Genomic DNA, 21,562 nt, shown 5'->3' with positions numbered 1-21,562 from the left:
CTAGCGCTCCCGCTTCTGAATCGGGATGATGGCTTCGGTTTCATCCCAGGCCAGAATCATATTGGTTCCGTTGGCGGCAGGTGAAAAGCTGATGTAAAACTGTTCTGCCTGGGGGCTGTGTTTGCGTGAAACAACGGGCACCCGTAATATATCTTTCGTCTGGTCGTAGTTGGTACCCCACTGCCCCGTTTCCCGGTTAAAAATAGCGATCCAGCCATCTTTGGATGGAATGGTCCAGAGGGAGTATTCGCCCTCGTCCAGCGGCTGTCCGGCTACGAGTACGTTTTGATCGAAGTCAACAACGGTTGCTTCATTGGCCCCCGTTCGCCAGACTTTACCGTAGGGAACCAGGCCACCAAAAACTTTCCGACCCTTTTTATAAGGCTGGCAGTAATCTACTTTAATTTTCAGCCCATTCTGGTCAACCTGTGCTATGGCTTCAGGGCTACCTGTTTTTGTCCAGCTACGCAGTGTAAAGAAGCCGATGAGGACAACAGCGGCAATAACCCCAAGGATAATAAGCAGACGTTTCATTGTTGGTCAGGTAGTTTGATACTGATAGTCTGCAAGGTAGGAAGTGTTTTTATAAGTTGTAGCCTTCCCCGGCGTACCAGTCTGCTTATCTGCCCGGCCGGCCACCTATCACAGTCAACAATCTCACGCCAGCCAGCAACAAATAAAGCGGCTGAGAAGCCGCTTTAAAAATTAGGTGAGGATACGGATATGCGCGTTTATTTCTCCGCCAGCAAGTGAGCTACCCGCCTGATACCCATAAAACGCCGTTGATAATAACTGGCCCTCAGATAATCGTACCGGACGCCACCACTCCAGGCAGAATGAATGAATTTTACCTGGTCCCCAATTACTTCGGTAATCATACCGACGTGGCCAATGCGGTTGCCTCCGGCATCGTGTCCTTTAAACAGAATCAGGTCGCCGGGTTGGGCTGCCTCTCTATCGACAGCCTCACCAACCGTACCCTGAGCCGCGCTGGAGTGAGGGAGAGAGATACCAAATTGACTGTAACAGAAGCGGGTGAAGCCTGAGCAGTCGAACCCCCGGGTGGTAGTACCGCCCGAGCGATACCGGATAGAAAGGTGCTTTTTGGCAAAACTGATTACTTCGTTAACGACCGGAATTTGCTCGTAAAAACTGGTCTCTTTTGGGGTTACGGTGGGTACCTTAGTTACGGTGGGTATAGTCTGAGCTTGAGCGATGCCAAACGAGACAGTACAAAGTACTGTCAGGAGCACTTTCTTCATTATATAATAAGGTTAAAGTCTAGTTAGGTTCATAAAAGTAGGTTTTTTATAAAAAGGGACCAACTAAAATGAGGACTTTTTTCTACACTTTACCCATTTTTTTTCGTGCCAGTTTTTATAAGCAACTGACCTTTAGATAAATAAGGACCTAATCATGTCTATTCCTCAGCGGTGTAGAAACCGGCTTTCAGGTTCTTATTATAAAAAAAGCGGTCCGCCATAAGGAGATTATGTCTCCTTATGGCGGACCGCTTTTCCAATGATTCGATAAACCGTTTAGAACCAGCCAGCCCCCGCAATACGGAAGGGCCAGGGTATAGACGCCAGAATGAGCAACAGACCTATTCCGTAGAAGATAGCTACCAGGCGTTGTTTGGCCGTGGCATCCGAAGCACGTTTGGAGCGGGAATAGCCAATGGTAATAAGGATGATGGCAATGAGCATACCCGTTGTGTGTTCAACGCTGTAGAAACGGTACAGTTTCTCGCTCATCATGCCGAAATTCACTTTCGGGCTGATGAAAAGCAATACGATACCCAGTAGTAACTGCGTGTGTACGGAAATGAGCGTAAACAGGTATAGTTTGCGATTACCGTCGGTGTAGCTGCCCCGCCCCTGCCACTTACCAATGGCCGTAACTACGGCAGCAACCAACAAAACAAGGGCTATCCAGCGAAGCCCCGAGTGAGCATGTACTAATCCAGCATACATAAATCAGACTATTTAATGAACATATCAGTTTCTGAAAGCAAAGAAACAACCAAACAGCTAACTTACACTGACAATTGTACGTTTGTAGGACAATGATTCTCTATAACACGACTTACAGCGTTGCCACCGAGATAGCCGATGACTGGCTGCGGTGGATGAAACGGTTCTTTGTGTCGGCCGCCGAAGCCACCGAACTACCCGTTTCCCACAAAATACTCCGTCTGCTGACCGAACTTGACAATGGAGGTGTCACCTACTCCTTTCAGTTGAGTTTCGAAACCATGAGCGACTATAATACGTATCAGGAGCTGCATGCCAATGCTCTGCGTCAGCGCATGCAGCACCGATTTGGCAACCAGTTTCTTTCGTTCGATACCCTGCTGGAAGAGGTTTAGCCGAATGGTGAATGTTCCACCACCAGGCTCCTGAAAGAGCTGGAGTGTCCATATAGATTTACAGCCCAAAAACAAGATTTATTTAAATAAAAGTTGGCATAATACAAAAAGGACAACAGTACCAGTAAGAATATGTTATAGATGGCCAAACAAAAACGAAGGTAGATGCTTATAGTATAGGGTAACGAACGTTCTTTTTTATACCGTTGACCCCGACATATATGACAAATCTCATGAACTATAACGGGTCCCTTTCGCCAGATAAGCAATCATCCGACGTATGGGAGCACAACCCGCAAAATGTAGCCTTCATCGGTGACTATCTGCCCCGGCAGTGCGGCATCGCTACGTTTACCTCCGACCTGTATACATCCTATAACGCCTTCATCAAAAACTCCAATGCTATTGTCGTTTCGGTGAATGATACGCCGGAAGGCTATGACTATCCGGGCGAAGTGCGGTACGACTTTTACCAGCACGACCAGAACGCCTATCAGAAAGCGGCTGAGTTCCTGAATGCAAAAGACGTAGACGTGGTATGCCTGCAACATGAGTACGGTATTTATGGCGGCTCGGCCGGTAGCTACATCCTGACGCTGCTGCGTAACCTGACCATGCCCATCGTTACCACGTTCCATACCATTTTAAAAGACCCCAATGAAGAGCAGTTGCTGGTACTGAAGAGCATTGCCGACCTATCGTCGCGGGTAATTTGTATGACGCAGAAAGGGCGGGAGTTCCTGGTCAATATTTACGATATACCGGATGATAAAATAGATGTTATTCCCCACGGCATTCCCGATATGCCTTTTGTCGATCCGCACTTTTATAAAGACAAGTTCGGGATGGAAGGCAAACAGACCCTGCTGACGTTTGGTTTGCTATCGCCCAACAAGGGAATTGAGAACATGATTCAGGCCTTGCCTGCCATTGTGGAGCAACACCCAAACGTGGTTTATATGGTGCTGGGTGCAACGCATCCGAACCTGCTCAAGCATGAGGGAGAAGCCTACCGAAATAGCCTGAAAAAACTGGCGGCCAGCCTGGGTGTGCGGGATCATATTCGTTTTTACAATCAGTTTGTGGAACTGGCCGATTTACGGGAATACCTGGGTTCGGCCGATATTTACATTACCCCTTACCTGAATCCGGCTCAGATTACGTCGGGCACGCTGGCCTACGCCTTCGGTTGTGGGAAAGCGGTGGTGTCGACCCCCTACTGGCATGCTGAAGAACTGTTGGCCGATGGCCGGGGAGGGCTGGTGCCCTTTGGTGATTCGGAAGCACTGGCCACGCAGGTTATCAACCTGCTGACGGATGAACCCACCCGTAATTCTATGCGGAAGAAAGCCTACCTGATGGGGCGCGAAATGATATGGGAGCAGGTCATTCAATCATATGCCCTCTCCTTCACTAAAGCCCGTCAGGAACGGATGAGCACCATCAACAATGAGGTGCCCTACGTAATGGGTGCGCACACGAGTGCCGCTTCCAAACTACCCGAATTAGTGCTTGATCACCTGTTTCGGCTGACGGATTCGACCGGCATTGTGCAGCATGCGCGGCATCACCTGCCTTATTATGAAGAAGGCTATTGCACGGATGATAACGCGCGGGCCCTGATTCTGACCCAGATTTTGCAGGAAGCGGGGCTGAAAGACCCCAAACTGACCCGGACCGCCGATAATTACTGTGCCTTTATCAATCACGCCTACACACACGATTACCGGCGCTTCCGTAATTTTATGAGTTACGACCGGCGCTGGCTCGAAGAAGTAGGTTCCGACGATAGTACCGGTCGTACCATCTGGGCACTGGGTACCTGTATTGGCCGGTCTACGCACCGCAACACGGTTTCCTGGGCAATGAACATGCTGGAAAACGTACTCTCCGGCGTGTCGTCCATGACTTCTCCCCGCGCCTGGGCTTTTTCGTTGCTGGGTATTCATGAATACCAGAAAAAATTCAACGACGACCGGCTGGCGAAAAACATTCAGCGGCAGTTGCTCGATAAACTGATGTTCCGCTATACCGAGACGGCTACGGAAGGCTGGCCCTGGTTTGAGAACGCACTAACCTACGATAACGCCATACTGGCTCACGCCTTGCTGCGCTCCGGCAATGAACGGTTGATAGAGACTGGTCTCGCTTCCCTACGGTGGCTGATCGACCTGCAAACATCGCCCTATGGACATTTTCAGCCCATCGGGTCCAACGGTTTCTATACTAAAGGATTCTCCCGCGCTTTTTTCGATCAGCAGCCACTGGAAGCACAGAGCACCGTATCGGCCTGTCTGGCCGCTTTTGAGGTTACCGGAGATGAAGAATGGTACCGCACCGCGATTCGGGTTTTCAAATGGTTCTCGGGTTTCAACGACCTGGGCTTACCGCTATATGACCAGCAAACGGGTGGCTGTCGCGATGGACTGCACATTGACCGGGTTAATCAAAACCAGGGGGCAGAGTCGACGCTGTCGTACCTGATAGCGCTGGCCGAATTGCAGACAGCTCATAAAAAACAGGTCGGTGCGAAACCCATCAACGTAAAAATACCCGCGCTGATGAACGGATAGACGGGCAATGATTCATACGAATGACGGAGTAAAAGAGGGATAAATTAATTGATTCGGCGTGTCTATTACAACTTCCTTACGAATCATACCTTACTTTTGGCGGCTTCTTCGTTTTAGTCTGTGTTTGTCCAAATACCCCTTACTGCATATAGATGAGTATTAAAGCCACCAGAACTGGTATCGTTCTGCGACCGGATCCGACACGGGTATTGTTTCGCCCGTTTGACCTGGGCAGCACAACTCGTACCTTAAAAATAATTGCCCGCGTGGGCAGCATGAGTGATGAAGAAGCCGAACAGAAACTCGACGAGGTAATTCGCGAGTTTGGCGGCCGTCACTATAAACTGGAGCGGTTCCTGCTTCAGCGGTTCGAACAAATCAAACCCCAATTGCTGACCGACGAACCTCTGGCCGAAGACCGTAAGTTACTGCTGGGTGCTTATTTCACTATGGAGTACTCGCTCGAATCGGCTGCACTGTTCAACCCGTCCATGATCTGGCACCCGGACCAGACCAATGTGCCACCGGGCTATAAACGGTTTATCCTGAGTTTGCGCGCTACCGGAGAAGGGCATATTTCGTCAATCTCCTTCCGAATGGGGTACATTGACGACGCGGGCAAAATCATCCTGCGAACCCCGTCCCGCTACGTAACCTCGCCCGATATGGTGCCTAACCACCGGTTTAACCGGGCTATGTTTGAGCGAAAACTGTATGAGTTACGTCTGGAAAATAGTATTCAGGAAAAAATGATGGTTGGCCTGGGCGACGAATTCAGCCTGGCCGAACTCGAAGCACAGATAAAACGGGTACTGGCCCAGTTTCGCTACAATGCCGAGTACGAAACCATTGCCAGCGGGTTGACAGCGTTGGCAAAATCGAACTACGAAATTCACTTCGAAGACGACCAGAGCCTCGACGAACGTTGTATTTTCCCCACCTCTCCTAACGAAACCAACGGCATTGAAGATGCCCGCTTTGTGCAGTTTACTGAGGATGACGGCGAAGTGACCTACTATGCCACTTACACCGCTTACAATGGAAAAGTAACGTTTCCACAATTAGTGGCCACCAAAGATTTCACCCATTTTAGCGTGAGTACGCTTAACGGAGCCGAAGTGTCCAATAAAGGAATGGCGCTGTTTCCGCGTAAGATCAATGGAAAATACGCCATGATTTCCCGGCAGGACGGTGAGAATATTTACCTGATGTACTCCGACGATCTGTACTTCTGGCAAACCAAAGAGTTATTGCTGAAACCAACCTATCACTGGGAGTATGTACAACTGGGCAACTGCGGTTCGCCCATTGAAACGGAAGCGGGCTGGCTGGTGCTGAGTCATGGCGTAGGCCCCATGCGGAAGTATGCCATCGGCGCCTTCCTGCTCGACCTCAATGACCCCGGCAAAGTCCTTGGCCGTACGAAAGAGCCCCTCCTGAGCCCCGACGAAAACGAACGGGAAGGCTACGTACCCAACGTAGTGTACAGTTGTGGTGGACTCATCAACAACAACGAACTGATTATCCCCTATGCCATGGCCGATTACGCCAGTAGCTTTGCCACCGTAAATGTACCGGATTTGTTGGCGGAACTAACCGGTCAGCCTAAACCGGAAATGGCCGAAACGGCAGCCGTTTGACCCAAAGCGTATACTAAACGAGACTTCGGGATGGGGTGACTTTGTTAGGCAAAATCATCCCATCCCGAAGTCTGCTATTTTAAGCGTGTCTAATCCTGCCTTCAAAAGGGCAATTTAGCCGGTGCGGCAGAAGTATCGGCCCGGCGCATCCATTCTACCGGGTGATACGGTAAACCAGGCAATCGCTATGGCTATTAGATAGGGATTGCCCGCTTTCTTTTAAGATAAATCAATACCGAATCGACTACCATGATCCAGGCTTATTCCTTACAGCGGCTGTTTTTGCTTCTGCTCCTGCTGCCATGTACGTACCTGACCAGCTTCGCTCAGATACCATTGAATCGGGACTCCACCAATGCCCCGGTAACAGCAGCGGTTACCAAACCGGCCGCTAAGCCGGTTCTTCGCCTGAACCTGTCCGACGATGGGAAGCAGTTTATTCAGGTAACGTTTCTTAACCAATTATGGCTGCGGTATAATGATAGCAACCCCGGCACCAGCGTGCAGGGAACAGATAAACCGTCAACGTTCGATGTGAGTCTTCGCCGGACCCGAATTCAGCTATTCGGCCAGCTGACCGACCGGGTTTTCTTCTACGCTCAATTTGGCCAGAACAACCTCAACTACTTGTCGGCGCGTAAGTCCGGCACATTTTTTCATGATGTAACGGGGGAATATGCCGTTGTACCCGGCCATTTATCGCTGGGGGGTGGGCTAACGGCCTGGAGCGGCCTTTCGCGCTATGCCTCGCCTAGTGCGGGCACTATTTTGGGGATGGATGCTCCGCTGTACCAGCAGGCGACCAATGATGCAACCGACCAGTTTCTGCGAAAACTAAGCGTTTATGCCAAGGGCAAGCTGGGTAAACTGGATTATCGGATTGCCCTGACCAACCCCCTGCCCATTCAAACTTCTACGCTGGCCCCAACGGCGGTGACCAACAATTCGGATTTCTCGTTGGATGCCCCTACAAAACAAATACAGGGCTACTTTTCGTACCAGTTTCTCGATCAGGAATCAAACCTGACGCCGTACAACACGGGCTCGTATCTGGGTCAGAAACGGGTTTTCAACGTTGGTGCCGGTTTTATTTCGCAACCCGGTGCTATGGCCTACCTCAACGCACAGGGGCAGGTAGTCAACACGGCCATGAATCTTTTTGCGGTCGATGTTTTTTACGATGCTCCCATCAACCGGGAAAAAAGTTCGGCCGTTACGCTGTACGGCAGCTATTCCCAGTATGACTTCGGACCGGGCTACATCCGTAATCTGGGCGTCAACAACCCGGCCAACGGCGTTATAGTGGGTCAAGGTTCTTTTAACGGTGCCGGTAATGCGTTCCCCATGATTGGTACGGGGGGTATCTTCTTCGGGCAGGCAGGGTATTTGTTACCCAAAAGCAAACCAACGGGCTGTCAGTTACAACCCTACGCTTCCCTGATGATGGCAAACTACGACCGGCTGGCCAGCACGATGGTTAGTTATGACTTGGGCCTGAACTGGCTCGTTAACGGGCACGGCAGTAAGTTCTCGCTGAATTATCAAAATCGCCCCATCTTCGGACTGGCCGATGCTACCACAGGTTTAGCCACTCGTACCGGGAGCAAGGGATCATTAGTACTGCAATACCAGATTTATGTTCAGTAGCCGTCGACACCTCCCTTAGTAGCTACTGTAGAAACAATAAGACTCTGGAAAAGCTGGGGCGGGCTATTCGTGGTCTATTTCGTATTATTGACGAATTATCCTGCGCACTTTCTTCTTCGTCAAGGTCGTTCCTGACACCTCACCCAAGCCATCCGGTAATTCGCTCCCCGCAATTAGCCTGTTCAGCCTACCCGTTATTGTGTCTGCATTGGGGTATTTCGTCGATATTTATGACCTACTGCTGTTCGGCATTGTCCGGGTCTCCAGCTTGCAGGAAATGGGGCTAACCACCAACCAGATCTCAACGGCAGGCGGTCGAATTTTAAACTGGCAAATGGCTGGCTTACTCCTCGGCGGTATTCTGTAGGGCGTTCTGGGCGATAAACGCGGGCGCCTGTCGGTGTTGTTTGGCAGTATCATTACGTACTCCCTTGCCAAAACAAACATTGTCAAAACCAGCTCGTTTTTGTCCTGTTCATCAGCCTGGCAGCTGCCTCCAAATATTATCAAACAAAAGCCCTCTTAGCGCCATGTATGACGCCAGGAGGGCTTTGCTTACTTTATTTTCACCTGTTAACGACCAGTTGTAAGAGGGCCGTCTGTGGTATCGTCATAATCCGTACGGGTGTTCGTCAAGGACGGATCTGTATTGCCGATATTTTCGACATCTACGTCGGTTTTACGTACTGTATCCCTAACGGTTTCCGTGCGCTCATTTACCTCTTTGCCAACCGAGATTTCTTCTACCACGTTAGCGGTTTTGGATACGACCGGTACTTCGGCGTGCTCAGTCATTTCAATGGTACCTTCTTTAAAGGCGTTCAGGTCGGCATCGGTAGCAGGACGGTTGACGGGGTTCCGCTGAACGGTAACACGCTCCTCGCGCAGCCGGATGCTTTCTTCTACGGGCCGCTCAACAATGCGGCTCCGCAAGCGAACGCCACCCGTCTCTACTTCCCGCTTTCCTATTTCGATGTTTTCTTCGATCACCTTGATGGTCTGGTCAGCATCAGTTCTGCTGATGTCGTCAACGCCTACACCACCCATAGCGCCGTGGCCGTATTGAGTGGCACGTTCATCAACATCAACGGCTCCGTTATCGTCCAGAATATCGGCAGCCCGTTCAGCCTCATCTTCAGATTGGGCATGGACCGTTACGACTGACCCGCGCCGGGCTACATCTGCATACTTCCTGTGGTTATCGTCATCATCTCCCCCAAAGAGATTACTGAAAAAATCACCTATGCTGTCGCCAACGTCTTTAGTGTCGTCTGCTATCTCCTCCGTGTAAGTACCGCTTGTATTCTGGTGGCGATCCGGCACGGCAGAACCCGTGGTGTCCATTGAGCCTGTTGTTCCGGTGTTATAGGTATTGCTTGAATACGAATCGTCGGAATTAGTGTCGGTCTGAGCAGACAGGTCGATGTTGCTTCGCATGAAGCCGGCATCAACTAATTCATCTATTGCTTTTTGTGCTTCTGAGGCATTATCAAAAATGCCCACTACGGTTTGTTGTGCCATGATAGCTACAGGGTTTAAACGTTGAATAATTAGGTAAACTGGGTATATAACGAAGGCCATTTTCAGGCCGGACGTTCCTGTTCTGGTACGCTCCGCTCCACGGTTATCTCCTCTTTTCGAAGCGTAAATTCTTGTTCGTTCTGCTCAATGATTCGGTGCTTCGTAATACGCACTTCTTCCACAAGCAACATCTTTTTTTCGGTGACCAGTACTTCGCGCAGTACAGGGATAATGGTTGTATCACCCTCATAGCGTACGGCCGGGGGCGTATCTACGTACTGATAGATAGCCACCCGATCAACAACGACTTCTTCCCTTGTGGTTGGCAAATCGACCGATTGCGTGTCCTCCGTTACTCGTTTGGTAATGCGAACAACGCCAGTTTCTATCAACTGAGTATCGATGTGGAGTTGCTCTTCAATAACCGGAATAACAATGGGATGCAATTCGTTATTCATTGCTTGTGTAGTTTGAGTGAACACTGAGGTTGTCCATAAGGGCTAATCCCCTCGGGTTACTAATTCAGGTGCGCCATGCCTGTTCTATTTTAAATGGTCAATATACTATAAAGTCAGTTTAACTCTATTTGTTCTGTGTGTTTACTATTATTTTTCTGTTACCTGTCGTCACCCCGGTAAAATTGATAGTCTGTTTACAGCTTCACTACTGACTTTACTGGTATTAGAAGCTACCTTTTTTTAGGTATTTACCTAGGTGTCGACTGTTCACTTGATCCACCTTATTTTTACCGTTATTAATCAAGCCATTAAATGAGTTGAACAGATTGAGTATACTAGCAAATTGGCCAACCGATGAAGAAAAGTGTCGGCAAATGGCTGACGATGTATTTGCCGACACTGCCCATTCAAAGGTTGCTTTTCATCAGGGTGGAGCCTGAGTTAGGTTGGTTTTCATAAATGGTTTGTCCAGGATTTGTGAGGTTGAGTAAATCAGAAAAGCGACTGATATGCCATTCACTCGTAAAAAATCGTACCTAATTTATCCCCGGTTCTGTAACTAACTACAAATCAATGAAATAAAAATATCTTGTCCACATAGTAACTATACTAAACAAAAATATGGGGAAATATATACCCTATATGAGTAAACAAAGTGGAGATTCGTAGCCTGCCTATCCTGTATCGGCCTAACTACTTTCCGTCCCAGGATTGGTAAAAACGGAGCTTATCTACCCATCGAAGGTAGTTGGTCCCTGGATCGTCTACTGCCCAGAGGAGTACATTTAACCAGGTTGATTGCCCTACCAGACAGTTCTACCAGTCGAGATGAACAAAATGCACATTGTTATGACGCGATGACGTAACGGCGATACCCATCCCTGGCTCGTTCAGAAGCGTAAAGCCTTCTAACTCATCGGCCTTGTCTACGTTAATTGTTTTGATAACCTGCTCCTTTCCCGATTCAATGGATTTGTTCAGATCCAGGAAGGTGAAACGCCACCGGCGGCCTTCGATCTGATTTTGAATCAAAACAAGCACTCCCTTTGATGGAATCCAGTGCAGATTTTGCACCCAGGACGAGCAGGTGAACTTTTTGACCAGTACGCCCGGTTCGCTGGTCTTTTTGGCTTTGGCCAGCAGAGCCGGATCATATAATCGTACTTCGTTGGCCTTATCGCCGTAATCTGCCGTAGCCACGTACGCTTTATTCCCGTATTGTACGTATTCGGGGCGGGTTCCCTGAATGCAGGCATCATCGGCGATGGTATTGAGCAGATTCCCGTCCAGCGTTCCGGTGCGAAGCAGCCCTTTCCAGTCGACCATGTAAATTACGGCCCGCCATTTTGTTCCTTCGGGATTCAGGCGAATGCTATTGCCGATAAAGGTGGGGCCGTCAGGATTATAGGCAATGCCGGTAGGGTGGTTAATAATGTCTTTACCACCTTCGGTCAGTCGAATTTCCTGCCCGGTGTACGCTAGTGAATCCTGCTGAATGGTATAGGTACGAATCATACCCACCTCCCGGTCACCGTAGAGACATACCCTGCCATCCAGGAAACTAGCACCCTGACAGGCGCCGAGTGAGTCGACCGTGAGTGTTTTCTGGAACGAGAGTCCACCATCAAAAGTGGGCAATTGACAGAGACTAGCCAAAAAAGCTATAATGTGGAGCAGTATTCCCATACCCGTTAGAAAATTAAATAATTTATTGATAATCAGCAAGTAAGCTGTATTACTCAAAAAACTTTTTTAAGCCATAAAGAACGAAGTTACATGTTACGGGTGTATTACCACTACGTTACCAGGCCGTTATGTAATAAGAAATTTTTAACGAGGCATAGTATGAAAAGCTACTCTACCAGCTGAATTGATCAATAGCCAGACACGCTATAATACAGGCCGTTCTGTAAGGTATTATAACTATTTGACGGTGGGGCCGTTTTTTAAGCAGGTACTCTCGTATATGAATGACAGATTCTCAGGAAAACGGCACTGTGCGGATGGAAACGTTCAGCGATGGCGTTTTTGCGATTGATATTACCCTGCTCACCTTCCAGTTAAAATCGCCCAGCCCGGGCGACGCGGCTTCCAGCTACAAACTAGCCATGGCCCTACTACACCAATGGCCCAGCTATATCGCCTACTTTGTTAGTTTTACCACCATTTTTATCATTTGGCTGAATCACCATCGGATGTATAATGTTATCCAGCGAAGCGATGTCCCCTTCATGTTTTATAACGGGTTGCTGCTGTTGCTGGTTAGTATTGTCCCCTTCACTACGTCCCTCATGGCCGACTATATAAATACCCCGGCCCATCGTATTTCGTCCATCCTGTACATGGCTTTGTTTTCGGCTATATCCTGGGTGTTACTTCGTATGTGGGCGTATTCCACCGACAATTACCGGCTACTCAAACGTCCGGCGGCTGATGTCCTTGTCGACTCGGTTCGGACTAATCTTGTTATCAGCACCGCCGTTTACGCGCTGGCCGCTTTTCTGAGTTTTTTTGTGCCATTCCTGGGCATTTTGATTGGTTTGGTTATGGTTTTTCACTTGTCCCGTCTAAAATTTCACCGGGATAAAGTCGTTTAGTTCAGTGTATTATTATGATTTTTCGTTATTCCCTCCGTTTTCTTTTTACTGGCTTAGTTGCTGGATGGTTTAGTGGCTGTACGGGTTTTGGCCCAACGGCTAACCTGTTCCGGCCCACCTCCCCGCACGAACAGTATAGTCAGTCGTTAAAGACTGCAAAACTCGACCAGACAGCCCTCGGCTCCGACTGGCTGGCGGCTGCTGAACGGGCTACCCGCGATTCCTTAACCCTTTCGGTCCCCTATCGGGAAAGCGGTTATTTTTCGGCTGGTAAGGCATTTGCCGCTGGCTATCGGCTGGAAGCCCAGCGGGGCGACCGTTTGCTGGTAAAAGTAGAAACACAGGGCCAGAAGGCCACCCAGGTTTTCATTGACGTTTTTGCCCTGGAAGGCCGCAATCGCATCAGTCTGGTTGCCACTGCCAAAGCCGATACGAATGTACTGACCTGGGAACCCCGCAAAAACCAGACGTACCTCATTCGTATCCAGCCCGAATTATTACGAAGTGGCAGCTTTACCCTCGACATTACCCGCGAACCCGCGCTGGCTTTTCCGGTACAGGGCAAGACCAGCAAACAAATCGACAGCTACTTTGGCGTTGCGCGCGATGGTGGTCGCCGAAAGCACGAAGGGGTGGATATCTTTGCGACCAGAGGCACCCCGGCTATCGCATCGGCATCGGGTACAATTTCGGGCGTTGGCACGAACAGGTTGGGTGGCAATGTGGCGTTCATAACAGATGATGCGCGCAATATCCGTATCTATTACGCCCACCTCGACCACTGGAACGTGACGAATGGCCAGCGGGTATCCGTGGGCGATACGGTTGGCTTTATCGGGAACACCGGCAACGCCCGCACTACGGGGCCGCACCTCCATTACGGCCTTTACGATTTTGGTGGTGGTGCTGTCAATCCGCTGCCGTTTATCCGGCTGGGTCGCGGACCAGCCCGGCAACCTCTGTTACCTGCATCTCGCCTGGGCGACTCAATACGGGTAGCTACGGCAACCACGGCTGTCCGGCTGTCACCCGATAGTAAGAGTCCTGTATTACGAAACTTATCCAAAACGACGGCGCTGACTACGCTGGGCGGAACGGAAACCTGGCTCCGGGTCGAGCTGCCCGATGGTTTGACAGGTTATGTAGCCAGTCAGACTGTGGAGCCGGTGAAACGCCCGCTCAGGGATTTGACCCTTGCCGATATGGGTACGCTATTGGATGCTGCTACCGGTGGGGCTGCCACAATTAAAACATTACCGGCAGGAACAAAGGTAGCCTTACTGGCCACTACGGGCTCTTTTCAACTGGTACGCAGTAACGGGGGGCAAACGGGCTGGTTGTCGTCGGTAAACGACACAGCAGACAAAGCACAAAAGACGGGTTCATCAAAGTAGCCTGCCAATTCTATGATAGGGCATTCACCAGTTATCGGTGGGGGAAGCCGCCTGGACAGGCTTCTTGGCTGATTGAGCAGACGACGGTTGAGCATCCCAGGAGTGATCGGCCGGAGCAACGGCCTGAAGCGTATCGCAGTCTTCCAGCTTCTCTTCCAGTTCCACAATCTTGTGTTCCTGCTGCGCCAAGTTTCGTTGTAGGTCCGTCGTCACATCCTCCAGCCGCCGATGGCGGTTGTGAGCCACACTCAGCAGTGCAGTTATACCCAATAGCAGTACGAATACGGCTGCTATGAGCGTATAAACAATACCTCGACTTAAAGTTGACATGGGTTAGATTACTATAGCAAAGTAACAAAAAGGTAAGCCCATAAAAAAACCTGCTCTCACAGGAGAGCAGGTTTTTTATTTTACAGGGCCAGTTCCTTACCGGGCCGCACCATAATCCTGACCGGCACTTTCAGGAAACTGCTTCATAATAGCCGCCACTGTTTCGCGGAAAGCCTGATCCCGATCCCGTTCTTTGTTCTTATTATTGATCTGACCAGTTGCCCAGCCCTGCCAGACGATATCATTGGTACGGGCGTCAATCACATTGATAACAACGCGATTTTCTTCATACTGCCGTGAGTAGACGCCATTGTTCATACCACCGTACCACCACGAATAAGGCGAGTACATGTTATTTGACTGGATTTGCTGCTTGTCTTTCGAGTCCATAAAGAACCGAACGACCAGGTCTGCTTCCCCTTGTGTTACGGGCTTGTAGCCACGCCCTTTGAGCGACAGGTCGAGTGCATCCGCAATCCGACGCTGATTTAAGTTGCTACCCACGATAGGGTCGGCGTTGCGTTGCCGGTCAGCTTCGATGCGATAAGTCGAAAACTGCCGTACGTTTACTTTCGGATCATAGTCGTACTTGACCGTAATGGCCGGAGCACAGGATGCCAGCGTACCGGCAACGAATAAACTGGTGATTATGTGGTTGATTTTCATGTATTTTGAGTCATTAACGTTTTCGAATTGATTAATAAACGATGGAAAAGGACCATTCGTATATCGTACTTTAATAACTAAAAACACCCCCTATTCGTTCCTGAACGCTGTATAAGCAAGTAACGCACAGTGCTATACAACCTACTGACTATCAATAGCCAAGTGCGCCATTAAGGTTTTTTAACAGAACTATGTTCTCGTACGGGAGGGAGATAAAAACGAAGCCACTGCTCAGTTGAGCAGTGGCTTCGTTTTTACAGGATACCTGTTTAAGCTAAGCACTGGCCAGTGCCTCAGCACCACCCACAATTTCGAGAATTTCGGTTGTAATGGCAGCCTGACGGGTTCGGTTGTAAACCAGTCGAAGTTCTTTCAGCAATTCACCCGCATTTTCGGTTGCTTTGTCCATAGCGGTCATCCGGGCACCGTGCTCCGATGCATTGGAATCCAGCACCGCTTTGTACAACTGAATCTTAATCGTTTTCGGAATTAGCTCCGTCACGATCTCCTCTTCCGATGGCTCAAAGATGTAGTTGGTTGCTGCCGCCGGAACACTGCCCGCAGGGGCTTTGGTGGCCACAATAGGCAACATCTGCTCGGTCCGGACAATCTGTACCGCTGCATTTCGAAATTCATTGTAAATCACCTCAACTACATCATAACGACCCATGACAAACCCGTCCATTGCCTCCTGAGCCGCTTCCCGCACGGCTGCAAAATTTAATGAACCAAAAATGTCCACGTGCGCGGTGTTGACTTTGAAGCCACGGCGGTTAAAGGCTTCTCCTCCTTTCTTGCCAATGGCCATTATTTCTACATTGCCCGAACGCGCCTGCGATGCATACTTCTCTTCGATCAACGCCAGCGCACCTTTTACCGCGTTCGTATTGAAAGCACCACAGAGCCCCCTATCGGAGGTGACTACGATGAGCAAAGCACGCTGTACCGGGCGTTCCTGTTTGAACAGGCTCTCGGAAGCTACTTCTGCCCCGGCAGAAACGGTTCCAAGCATCTGCCGCAGCTTTTGTGCATAAGGCCGTAACTGGGTAATGTTATCCTGCGCCCGGCGCAACTTGGCAGCCGCCACCATTTTCATGGCTTTGGTAATCTGCTGAGTCGAGTTGATGGAGGCAATCCGGGCGCGTACTTCTTTTAATGAGGCCATTTTTTATGAAGGTATTCAGTTTACGGTGTTCGGTTGGCTAACGCATCCAATTGCTTTCGCGTTGACCAACCGAATACCATAAACTGAAAACAGGTTTAATACTTTGCGGAGAGATCAGCGGCTACTTTCTTCAGGGTAGCAGTGCCGTCATCGGTTAGTTTACCGGCGCGCAACTCGGCCAGCACCTGGGGGTGCTGCGCACTCAGCATCATCGAAAACTCCGTTTCAAACTCTTTCACCTGACTAACCGGCACCTTATCCAGTAACCCGTTTGTAGACGCGTAGATGATAGCTACCTGCTGCTCAACCGGAACCGGCGAATACTGAGGCTGCTTCAACATCTCCTGATTCCGCCGACCCCGTTCAATAGTCAGTTTGGTCGATGCATCGAGGTCAGAGCCAAATTTAGAAAAAGCCTCCAGCTCGCGGAATTGAGCCTGGTCCAGTTTGAGGGTACCAGCCACCTTCTTCATGGACTTGATCTGGGCGTTACCACCCACCCGCGATACCGAAATACCCACGTTGATGGCGGGACGGATACCGGCGTTGAACAGGTTCGACTCCAGGAATATCTGGCCGTCCGTAATCGAAATTACATTGGTTGGAATATAAGCTGATACGTCGCCAGCCTGAGTTTCAATGATGGGCAGCGCCGTCAGTGAACCACCACCCTTCACCTTACCTACCAGCGAGGGAGGCAGGTCGTTCATATTCCGGGCAATTTCGTCGTTCTGGCTGATTTTGGCCGCCCGCTCCAGCAAACGGCTGTGCAGATAGAACACATCACCAGGGTAAGCCTCACGGCCTGGCGGGCGACGCAGCAACAGGGAAACTTCCCGGTACGCTACGGCCTGTTTCGACAAATCATCGTAAATAACCAGTGCCGGACGACCTGTGTCGCGGAAATACTCCCCGATAGCCGCACCCGTAAATGGGGCAAAGAACTGCATCGGCGAGGGATCTGAGGCACTGGCTGCCACAACAACCGTGTAGTCCATAGCACCGGCTTTGCGCAGGGTTTGCTCCACCTGCTTTACGGTCGATGCTTTCTGACCACAGGCCACATAAATACAGAATACGGGTTCGCCTTTATCGAAAAACTCTTTCTGGTTGATGATAGTATCGATAGCCACGGCGGTTTTACCCGTCTGCCGGTCACCGATAATCAATTCACGCTGACCACGCCCGATGGGAATCATCGCGTCAATTGCTTTGATACCTGTTTGTAGCGGTTCCGTTACCGGCTGGCGATAGATTACGCCGGGGGCTTTCCGCTCCAGGGGCATCCGGAACAATTCTCCCTGAATGGGGCCCATGCCATCAATCGGCAGGCCGAGGGTGTTAACCACCCGACCCAGAATACCATCCCCCACGTTGACGTAGGCAATCTGATCGGTGCGTTTTACGATGTCGCCCTCTTTGATTTCCGAGTAATCGCCAAGCAATACTGCTCCAACGTTATCTTCTTCAAGGTTCAGTGCCATAGCCTGAAGCCCATTGTCGAATGACAGCAATTCGCCGGCCTGCACCTTCGAGAGGCCGTAGATACGCGCTACGCCATCGCCGATTTGCAGCACCGTACCGACTTCTTCGAGTTCAGCTTCGGTTTGTGTTCCCGCCAGTTGCTGGCGGAGGATAGCTGATATCTCGTCGGGTCTTACGGATTCCATATGTATAATGAAATTTTAATGTTGATTTTTCGGGCGCAAAGGTACGATGAAAACTTAACAAAAGTGCGACAAAACTCAGAATTAGTGGCTGAATAATAGACTTTTCCAATATCCGTTGCTGATCATCCAGGCCACTAAACAGGCTGCTCAAACCGTTTGTACGAATTAGCCGGTATTTTGATTCGTCAGAATTGACATACGCCAATCTTTCCGCTACATTTATTTTCCTGACCATAAACAAAATTCGGCTTTAGGCCAAACTAGGTTCGCTAACTATTTTTCTACGAATAAGTCAATGCTTAAACTTTTACCCTGGTCATTCGCGTTTCATAGGGAATAAAGCGTTGTTTACTTACACCCGTTTCATTTTACGCATGAAGTTTAACCAATGGATGCTGACCGGTATGGTGTCAGCAATGTTTATCGCAGGTTCGGCGACTGCTCAGGTAAAAAAAGCACCCGCTAAAAAACCCGTTTCGCCTAAACCGGCAACGACTGCCAAACCGGCCACTTCGGTAGCAAAATTATCCTCTACGCAGGATTCGGTTAGTTATAGTATTGGCGTGTTTATGGCGCAGAATTTGAAGCAACAGGGTATTACTGACCTGAATGACGCCCTATTGATGCGCGGTCTGGAAGATGCACTGAAGGATAAAACCCTATTACTATCACAGGACCAGTGTGGCCAGGTCATGAACAGCTTCATGCAGAAGCAGATGGCCGTCCGTAATGCAGAAGGGATGAAAGCCTCGGCTGAGAATAAAAAAGCAGGTAGTGCGTTTCTGGCCGAAAACAAAGCTAAAACTGGTGTAGTTACTACTACTAGTGGCTTGCAGTATACCGTTGAGAAGGAAGGCACCGGCCCCAAACCAACCGCTACAGACCGCGTACGGGTGCATTATACGGGTCGCCTGCTGGATGGGAAAGTGTTTGATAGTTCGGTAGAACGAGGCCAACCCGCTGAGTTCGGCGTTAACGAGGTTATTAAAGGATGGACAGAAGCCCTCCAGTTGATGCCCGTTGGCTCAAAATGGAAATTGTATATCCCATCCGAACTTGCTTACGGCGACCGGGGTGCCGGGGCCGACATTAAGCCCGGTTCTACCCTGGTTTTCGATGTTGAGCTACTCGACCTTGTCAAGTCAGCACAGGCAGAACCAGAAGCTGATAAGGCAGGACCGCAACCGGTTAAATCGAACTCTCCCGGCGAGAAGAAAAATGAGTAGTCAGTGAAAGTGTCCAGGTAATTGCAGGGATGCAGGCACTTTCAGTTAGTTAATCAACCTGTCAATTACGTCCGTTAATCGCAGTTTACGATGAAAAAATACTTAGTGACACTCTTACCCGTGCTGTTACTCAGCTTTCAGCCGGACTCCTCCCCGAATGGAGTGCAGGGGGGCGTTCCGTCCGCTCCAGCAAAGTCTGCAACGTACGCTGCGGACGATCTCAAGCCAACAATATCTCAGGAGCGCGTCGAGCAGCTAGTGGCTAAACTGCTGACCACCTATCATTACCGCAAAGTGCGGCTCAATGATTCATTGTCGTCTGTGATTTGGGATAACTACCTGAATGATATCGACGGAAACAAAACCTACCTGCTGGCATCGGATGTAGCGTCTTTCGAGAAGTACCGGACTCAGATCGACGACGCACTGATAAACGGTGATCTGACGGCAGCCTATGATCTTTATAATGTATTTCGAAAGCGGTACAAGGAGCGCAGTGATTTTATTAAAGAACAGATAAAGACGCCGTTCACATTCACGGAAGATGAAACGTTCAACACGGATCGGAAGAAGGCAGCGTGGCCTAAAACGGTCGAAGAGCAAAACGACCTGTGGCGCAAAATCCTGAAGAATCAGGAACTGGAGTTGAAGCTGGGTAACCGGAAAGACAGCGTTGTGCTGGCTACCATGAACCAGCGGTACACCAATCTGGATAAGGCATACGGCCGGGTAAAAAGCGCCGATGTGTTCCAGATTTATATGAACTCGTTTGCCGAAGCCCTTGATCCGCATACCAATTACTTTTCACCGACCAATGCGGATCGTTTCAACCAGGAAATGAGCCAGTCGCTGGAAGGTATTGGAGCCATGTTGCAGGAGGATGGTGAGTACATCAAAATCACGAAAGTGCTACCCGGTGGCCCGGCGTTCAAGAGCAATGCGCTGAAAGAGAACGACAAGATTGCCGGGGTCGCTCAGGGCGATAACGGTGCCATGGTCAACACCATGAACTGGCAGGTAGACGAAGTGGTAAAACTCATCAAAGGCCCCAAAGGAACCATCGTTCGGTTACAGGTCGTTTCGCCGGATGCGCTGGCCAGTGCTCCTCCCAAAGAAATCCGGATGGTGCGCGAGAAAATAAAACTGGAAGATCAGCGGGCGAAAAAAGAAGTGATTGAGGTAACGGACAACGGCAGGCGGTTTAAAATTGGCGTTATCAATATCCCTATGTTCTACCGCGACTTTGAAGGGGCCCGCAAACAAGAAAAAGAGTTCAGCAGTACCACCAGCGATGTCAGGAAATTCATCGACTCGCTGAAACTAGAGAAGGTAGACGGTATCGTTATCGACCTGCGCGACAACGGGGGTGGCTCACTCACCGAAGCTATCGACCTGACGGGGTTATTCATTCCCAAAGGACCAGTAGTGCAGGTGAAAGAATCGACCGGCGAAACCGAGGTCTACGCCGACTCTGATCCAACTGTTGTGTACAATGGTCCAATGGCGATTCTGGTAAACCGGTTCAGCGCATCGGCTTCGGAAATTTTTGCGGCTGCCATCCAGGATTACAAACGGGGTGTGATTGTCGGTGGTCAAACCTTTGGAAAGGGGACCGTGCAAACCCTGATTGATCTGAACAAGTGGCTGGCCAGGGATGCGGAGAAGAGCAACAAAGACAACGAGAAAGTTGGTGAGCTGAAAATGACCATCCAGAAGTTCTACCGCATCAATGGCAGCAGCACCCAGCATAAAGGCGTGACGCCCGATGTGCAGTTCCCATCGGCTTTTTCGGCCGAAGAATATGGGGAAAGCTCGCAGCCAAGTGCGCTCCCCTGGGATCAAATCAATTCGGCCCGATACGATCAGTCACGCGACCTGAACGACAAAATAGTGACTCGTCTGCGCGACCGTTTCGACCAGCGGCTCAAGTCGGACCCCGAACTGAAACAGCTGGCGCAAGATTTGATCGACTTCAAGAAAGCCAAGTCTAATACGGTGGTGTCGTTACAGGAATCAAAACGCCGGAAAGAGCGTGAAGAAGCCGAACGGAAACGGGCTGCGGCCAACAAGGTATCCCAGACAGCGGACCCGGATGACGAAACGGGAGAACCAACGCCCGCAACAACTACACCGGCCAAACCCAAGAAAAAGAAAGACCTGTATCTGAATGAAGCAGGGCTTGTACTGGCCGACTACATTCTGGCGGTCAAATGACCAGCAGTTGTTTAATTTTCGATTGACCCATTGAAGAACCCCGCGTGACAGTCCGTTACGCGGGGTTTTACGTATCATACAGACTAACGTTAG

At 50.0% G+C, this 21,562-nt stretch carries 18 protein-coding genes and 1 pseudogene; 9 read left to right on the top strand and 10 right to left on the bottom strand.

The genetic code is table 11. The features are described from left to right. From B156_RS0113805 to B156_RS0113795, 3 genes are all read right to left on the bottom strand, one after another. Complete coding sequence (locus B156_RS0113805) at positions 1-534, bottom strand: DUF2911 domain-containing protein (protein WP_018620329.1); 534 nt, start codon at positions 532-534, stop codon at positions 1-3. 197 nt (positions 535-731) lie between these two features. Further along, complete coding sequence (locus tag B156_RS0113800) at positions 732-1,262, bottom strand: C40 family peptidase (protein WP_018620328.1); 531 nt, start codon at positions 1,260-1,262, stop codon at positions 732-734. 276 nt (positions 1,263-1,538) lie between these two features. Beyond that, positions 1,539-1,973: a hypothetical protein gene (locus B156_RS0113795; RefSeq protein WP_018620327.1), complete on the bottom strand. Its 435-nt coding sequence runs from the start codon at positions 1,971-1,973 to the stop codon at positions 1,539-1,541. A gap of 92 nt (positions 1,974-2,065) precedes the next feature. Here B156_RS0113795 and B156_RS0113790 point away from each other — a divergent pair, with 92 nt between their 5' ends. The 5 genes and pseudogenes from B156_RS0113790 to B156_RS30840 all read left to right on the top strand — a co-directional run. Further along, positions 2,066-2,368: a DUF4286 family protein gene (locus B156_RS0113790; RefSeq protein WP_018620326.1), complete on the top strand. Its 303-nt coding sequence runs from the start codon at positions 2,066-2,068 to the stop codon at positions 2,366-2,368. A gap of 221 nt (positions 2,369-2,589) precedes the next feature. Further along, a complete protein-coding gene (locus B156_RS0113785) occupies positions 2,590-4,941 on the top strand; it encodes a glycosyltransferase family 4 protein (RefSeq protein ID WP_018620325.1) in 2,352 nt (783 codons plus the stop codon). 152 nt (positions 4,942-5,093) lie between these two features. Next, complete coding sequence (locus B156_RS0113780) at positions 5,094-6,581, top strand: glycoside hydrolase family 130 protein (RefSeq protein ID WP_018620324.1); 1,488 nt, start codon at positions 5,094-5,096, stop codon at positions 6,579-6,581. 249 nt (positions 6,582-6,830) lie between these two features. Continuing rightward, on the top strand, positions 6,831-8,228 hold the full coding sequence (locus tag B156_RS0113775; protein WP_018620323.1) for a hypothetical protein: 1,398 nt from the start codon (positions 6,831-6,833) through the stop codon (positions 8,226-8,228). Between the two features lie 172 nt (positions 8,229-8,400). Then, positions 8,401-8,664 (top strand): annotated as a pseudogene (locus B156_RS30840) (MFS transporter); the annotation flags it as partial. Positions 8,665-8,801: 137 nt separating this feature from the next. Here B156_RS30840 and B156_RS29190 read toward each other — a convergent pair. The 3 genes from B156_RS29190 to B156_RS0113755 form a co-directional block, all read right to left on the bottom strand. After that, positions 8,802-9,749, bottom strand: coding sequence for a YsnF/AvaK domain-containing protein (locus B156_RS29190; protein ID WP_018620321.1), 948 nt, complete (start codon positions 9,747-9,749; stop codon positions 8,802-8,804). A gap of 62 nt (positions 9,750-9,811) precedes the next feature. Beyond that, entirely contained in the window at positions 9,812-10,207 is a 396-nt protein-coding gene (locus B156_RS0113760) for a YsnF/AvaK domain-containing protein (protein ID WP_018620320.1), read from the bottom strand. Positions 10,208-11,023: 816 nt separating this feature from the next. After that, complete coding sequence (locus B156_RS0113755; RefSeq protein ID WP_026260820.1) at positions 11,024-11,893, bottom strand: hypothetical protein; 870 nt, start codon at positions 11,891-11,893, stop codon at positions 11,024-11,026. Positions 11,894-12,177: 284 nt separating this feature from the next. On the opposite strand from B156_RS0113755, the gene B156_RS0113750 reads away from it, so the two are divergent. Continuing rightward, positions 12,178-12,804, top strand: a complete 627-nt coding sequence (locus tag B156_RS0113750) for a TMEM175 family protein (protein ID WP_026260819.1) — start codon at positions 12,178-12,180, stop codon at positions 12,802-12,804. A gap of 14 nt (positions 12,805-12,818) precedes the next feature. Then, a complete protein-coding gene (locus tag B156_RS0113745; protein WP_018620317.1) occupies positions 12,819-14,198 on the top strand; it encodes a M23 family metallopeptidase in 1,380 nt (459 codons plus the stop codon). A 24-nt stretch (positions 14,199-14,222) separates the two neighbouring features. Here B156_RS0113745 and B156_RS0113740 read toward each other — a convergent pair whose 3' ends face one another. From B156_RS0113740 to atpA, 4 genes are all read right to left on the bottom strand, one after another. After that, positions 14,223-14,528 (bottom strand): hypothetical protein, encoded by a 306-nt coding sequence (locus B156_RS0113740; RefSeq protein ID WP_018620316.1) that lies wholly within the window; start codon positions 14,526-14,528, stop codon positions 14,223-14,225. Between the two features lie 96 nt (positions 14,529-14,624). Continuing rightward, complete coding sequence (locus tag B156_RS0113735; protein WP_018620315.1) at positions 14,625-15,194, bottom strand: DUF4136 domain-containing protein; 570 nt, start codon at positions 15,192-15,194, stop codon at positions 14,625-14,627. Between the two features lie 274 nt (positions 15,195-15,468). Beyond that, on the bottom strand, positions 15,469-16,359 hold the full coding sequence (atpG, locus tag B156_RS0113730; protein WP_018620314.1) for an ATP synthase F1 subunit gamma: 891 nt from the start codon (positions 16,357-16,359) through the stop codon (positions 15,469-15,471). Between the two features lie 95 nt (positions 16,360-16,454). Then, the gene (atpA, locus tag B156_RS0113725) at positions 16,455-18,029 is read right to left on the bottom strand and encodes a F0F1 ATP synthase subunit alpha (protein ID WP_018620313.1); all 1,575 of its coding nucleotides are present in this window, start codon (positions 18,027-18,029) and stop codon (positions 16,455-16,457) included. Positions 18,030-18,403: 374 nt separating this feature from the next. Between atpA and bamJ the strand changes: the two genes are divergently transcribed. Beyond that, complete coding sequence (gene bamJ, locus B156_RS0113720) at positions 18,404-19,255, top strand: BamJ family beta-barrel-assembly machinery protein (RefSeq protein WP_425423308.1); 852 nt, start codon at positions 18,404-18,406, stop codon at positions 19,253-19,255. A 90-nt stretch (positions 19,256-19,345) separates the two neighbouring features. After that, entirely contained in the window at positions 19,346-21,469 is a 2,124-nt protein-coding gene (locus B156_RS0113715) for a carboxy terminal-processing peptidase (protein ID WP_018620311.1), read from the top strand. Positions 21,470-21,562 lie beyond the last annotated feature (93 nt).

The organism is Spirosoma luteum DSM 19990 (assembly GCF_000374065.1).
In the GTDB taxonomy this organism is placed as follows: domain Bacteria; phylum Bacteroidota; class Bacteroidia; order Cytophagales; family Spirosomataceae; genus Spirosoma; species Spirosoma luteum.
Note: the sequence above shows the minus strand (reverse complement) of the source record. Positions and strands in the feature narration are given on the sequence as shown.

Bases quoted from the DNA above. Each gene is read 5' to 3' on its own strand.
- B156_RS0113805 (WP_018620329.1), bottom strand. From the start codon at position 534: ATGAAACGTCTGCTTATTATCCTTGGGGTTATTGCCGCTGTTGTCCTC.
- B156_RS0113800 (WP_018620328.1), bottom strand. From the start codon at position 1,262: ATGAAGAAAGTGCTCCTGACAGTACTTTGTACTGTCTCGTTTGGCATC.
- B156_RS0113795 (WP_018620327.1), bottom strand. From the start codon at position 1,973: ATGTATGCTGGATTAGTACATGCTCACTCGGGGCTTCGCTGGATAGCC.
- B156_RS0113790 (WP_018620326.1), top strand. From the start codon at position 2,066: ATGATTCTCTATAACACGACTTACAGCGTTGCCACCGAGATAGCCGAT.
- B156_RS0113785 (WP_018620325.1), top strand. From the start codon at position 2,590: ATGACAAATCTCATGAACTATAACGGGTCCCTTTCGCCAGATAAGCAA.
- B156_RS0113780 (WP_018620324.1), top strand. From the start codon at position 5,094: ATGAGTATTAAAGCCACCAGAACTGGTATCGTTCTGCGACCGGATCCG.
- B156_RS0113775 (WP_018620323.1), top strand. From the start codon at position 6,831: ATGATCCAGGCTTATTCCTTACAGCGGCTGTTTTTGCTTCTGCTCCTG.
- B156_RS29190 (WP_018620321.1), bottom strand. From the start codon at position 9,749: ATGGCACAACAAACCGTAGTGGGCATTTTTGATAATGCCTCAGAAGCA.
- B156_RS0113760 (WP_018620320.1), bottom strand. From the start codon at position 10,207: ATGAATAACGAATTGCATCCCATTGTTATTCCGGTTATTGAAGAGCAA.
- B156_RS0113755 (WP_026260820.1), bottom strand. From the start codon at position 11,893: ATGGGAATACTGCTCCACATTATAGCTTTTTTGGCTAGTCTCTGTCAA.
- B156_RS0113750 (WP_026260819.1), top strand. From the start codon at position 12,178: ATGACAGATTCTCAGGAAAACGGCACTGTGCGGATGGAAACGTTCAGC.
- B156_RS0113745 (WP_018620317.1), top strand. From the start codon at position 12,819: ATGATTTTTCGTTATTCCCTCCGTTTTCTTTTTACTGGCTTAGTTGCT.
- B156_RS0113740 (WP_018620316.1), bottom strand. From the start codon at position 14,528: ATGTCAACTTTAAGTCGAGGTATTGTTTATACGCTCATAGCAGCCGTA.
- B156_RS0113735 (WP_018620315.1), bottom strand. From the start codon at position 15,194: ATGAAAATCAACCACATAATCACCAGTTTATTCGTTGCCGGTACGCTG.
- atpG (WP_018620314.1), bottom strand. From the start codon at position 16,359: ATGGCCTCATTAAAAGAAGTACGCGCCCGGATTGCCTCCATCAACTCG.
- atpA (WP_018620313.1), bottom strand. From the start codon at position 18,029: ATGGAATCCGTAAGACCCGACGAGATATCAGCTATCCTCCGCCAGCAA.
- bamJ (WP_425423308.1), top strand. From the start codon at position 18,404: ATGAAGTTTAACCAATGGATGCTGACCGGTATGGTGTCAGCAATGTTT.
- B156_RS0113715 (WP_018620311.1), top strand. From the start codon at position 19,346: ATGAAAAAATACTTAGTGACACTCTTACCCGTGCTGTTACTCAGCTTT.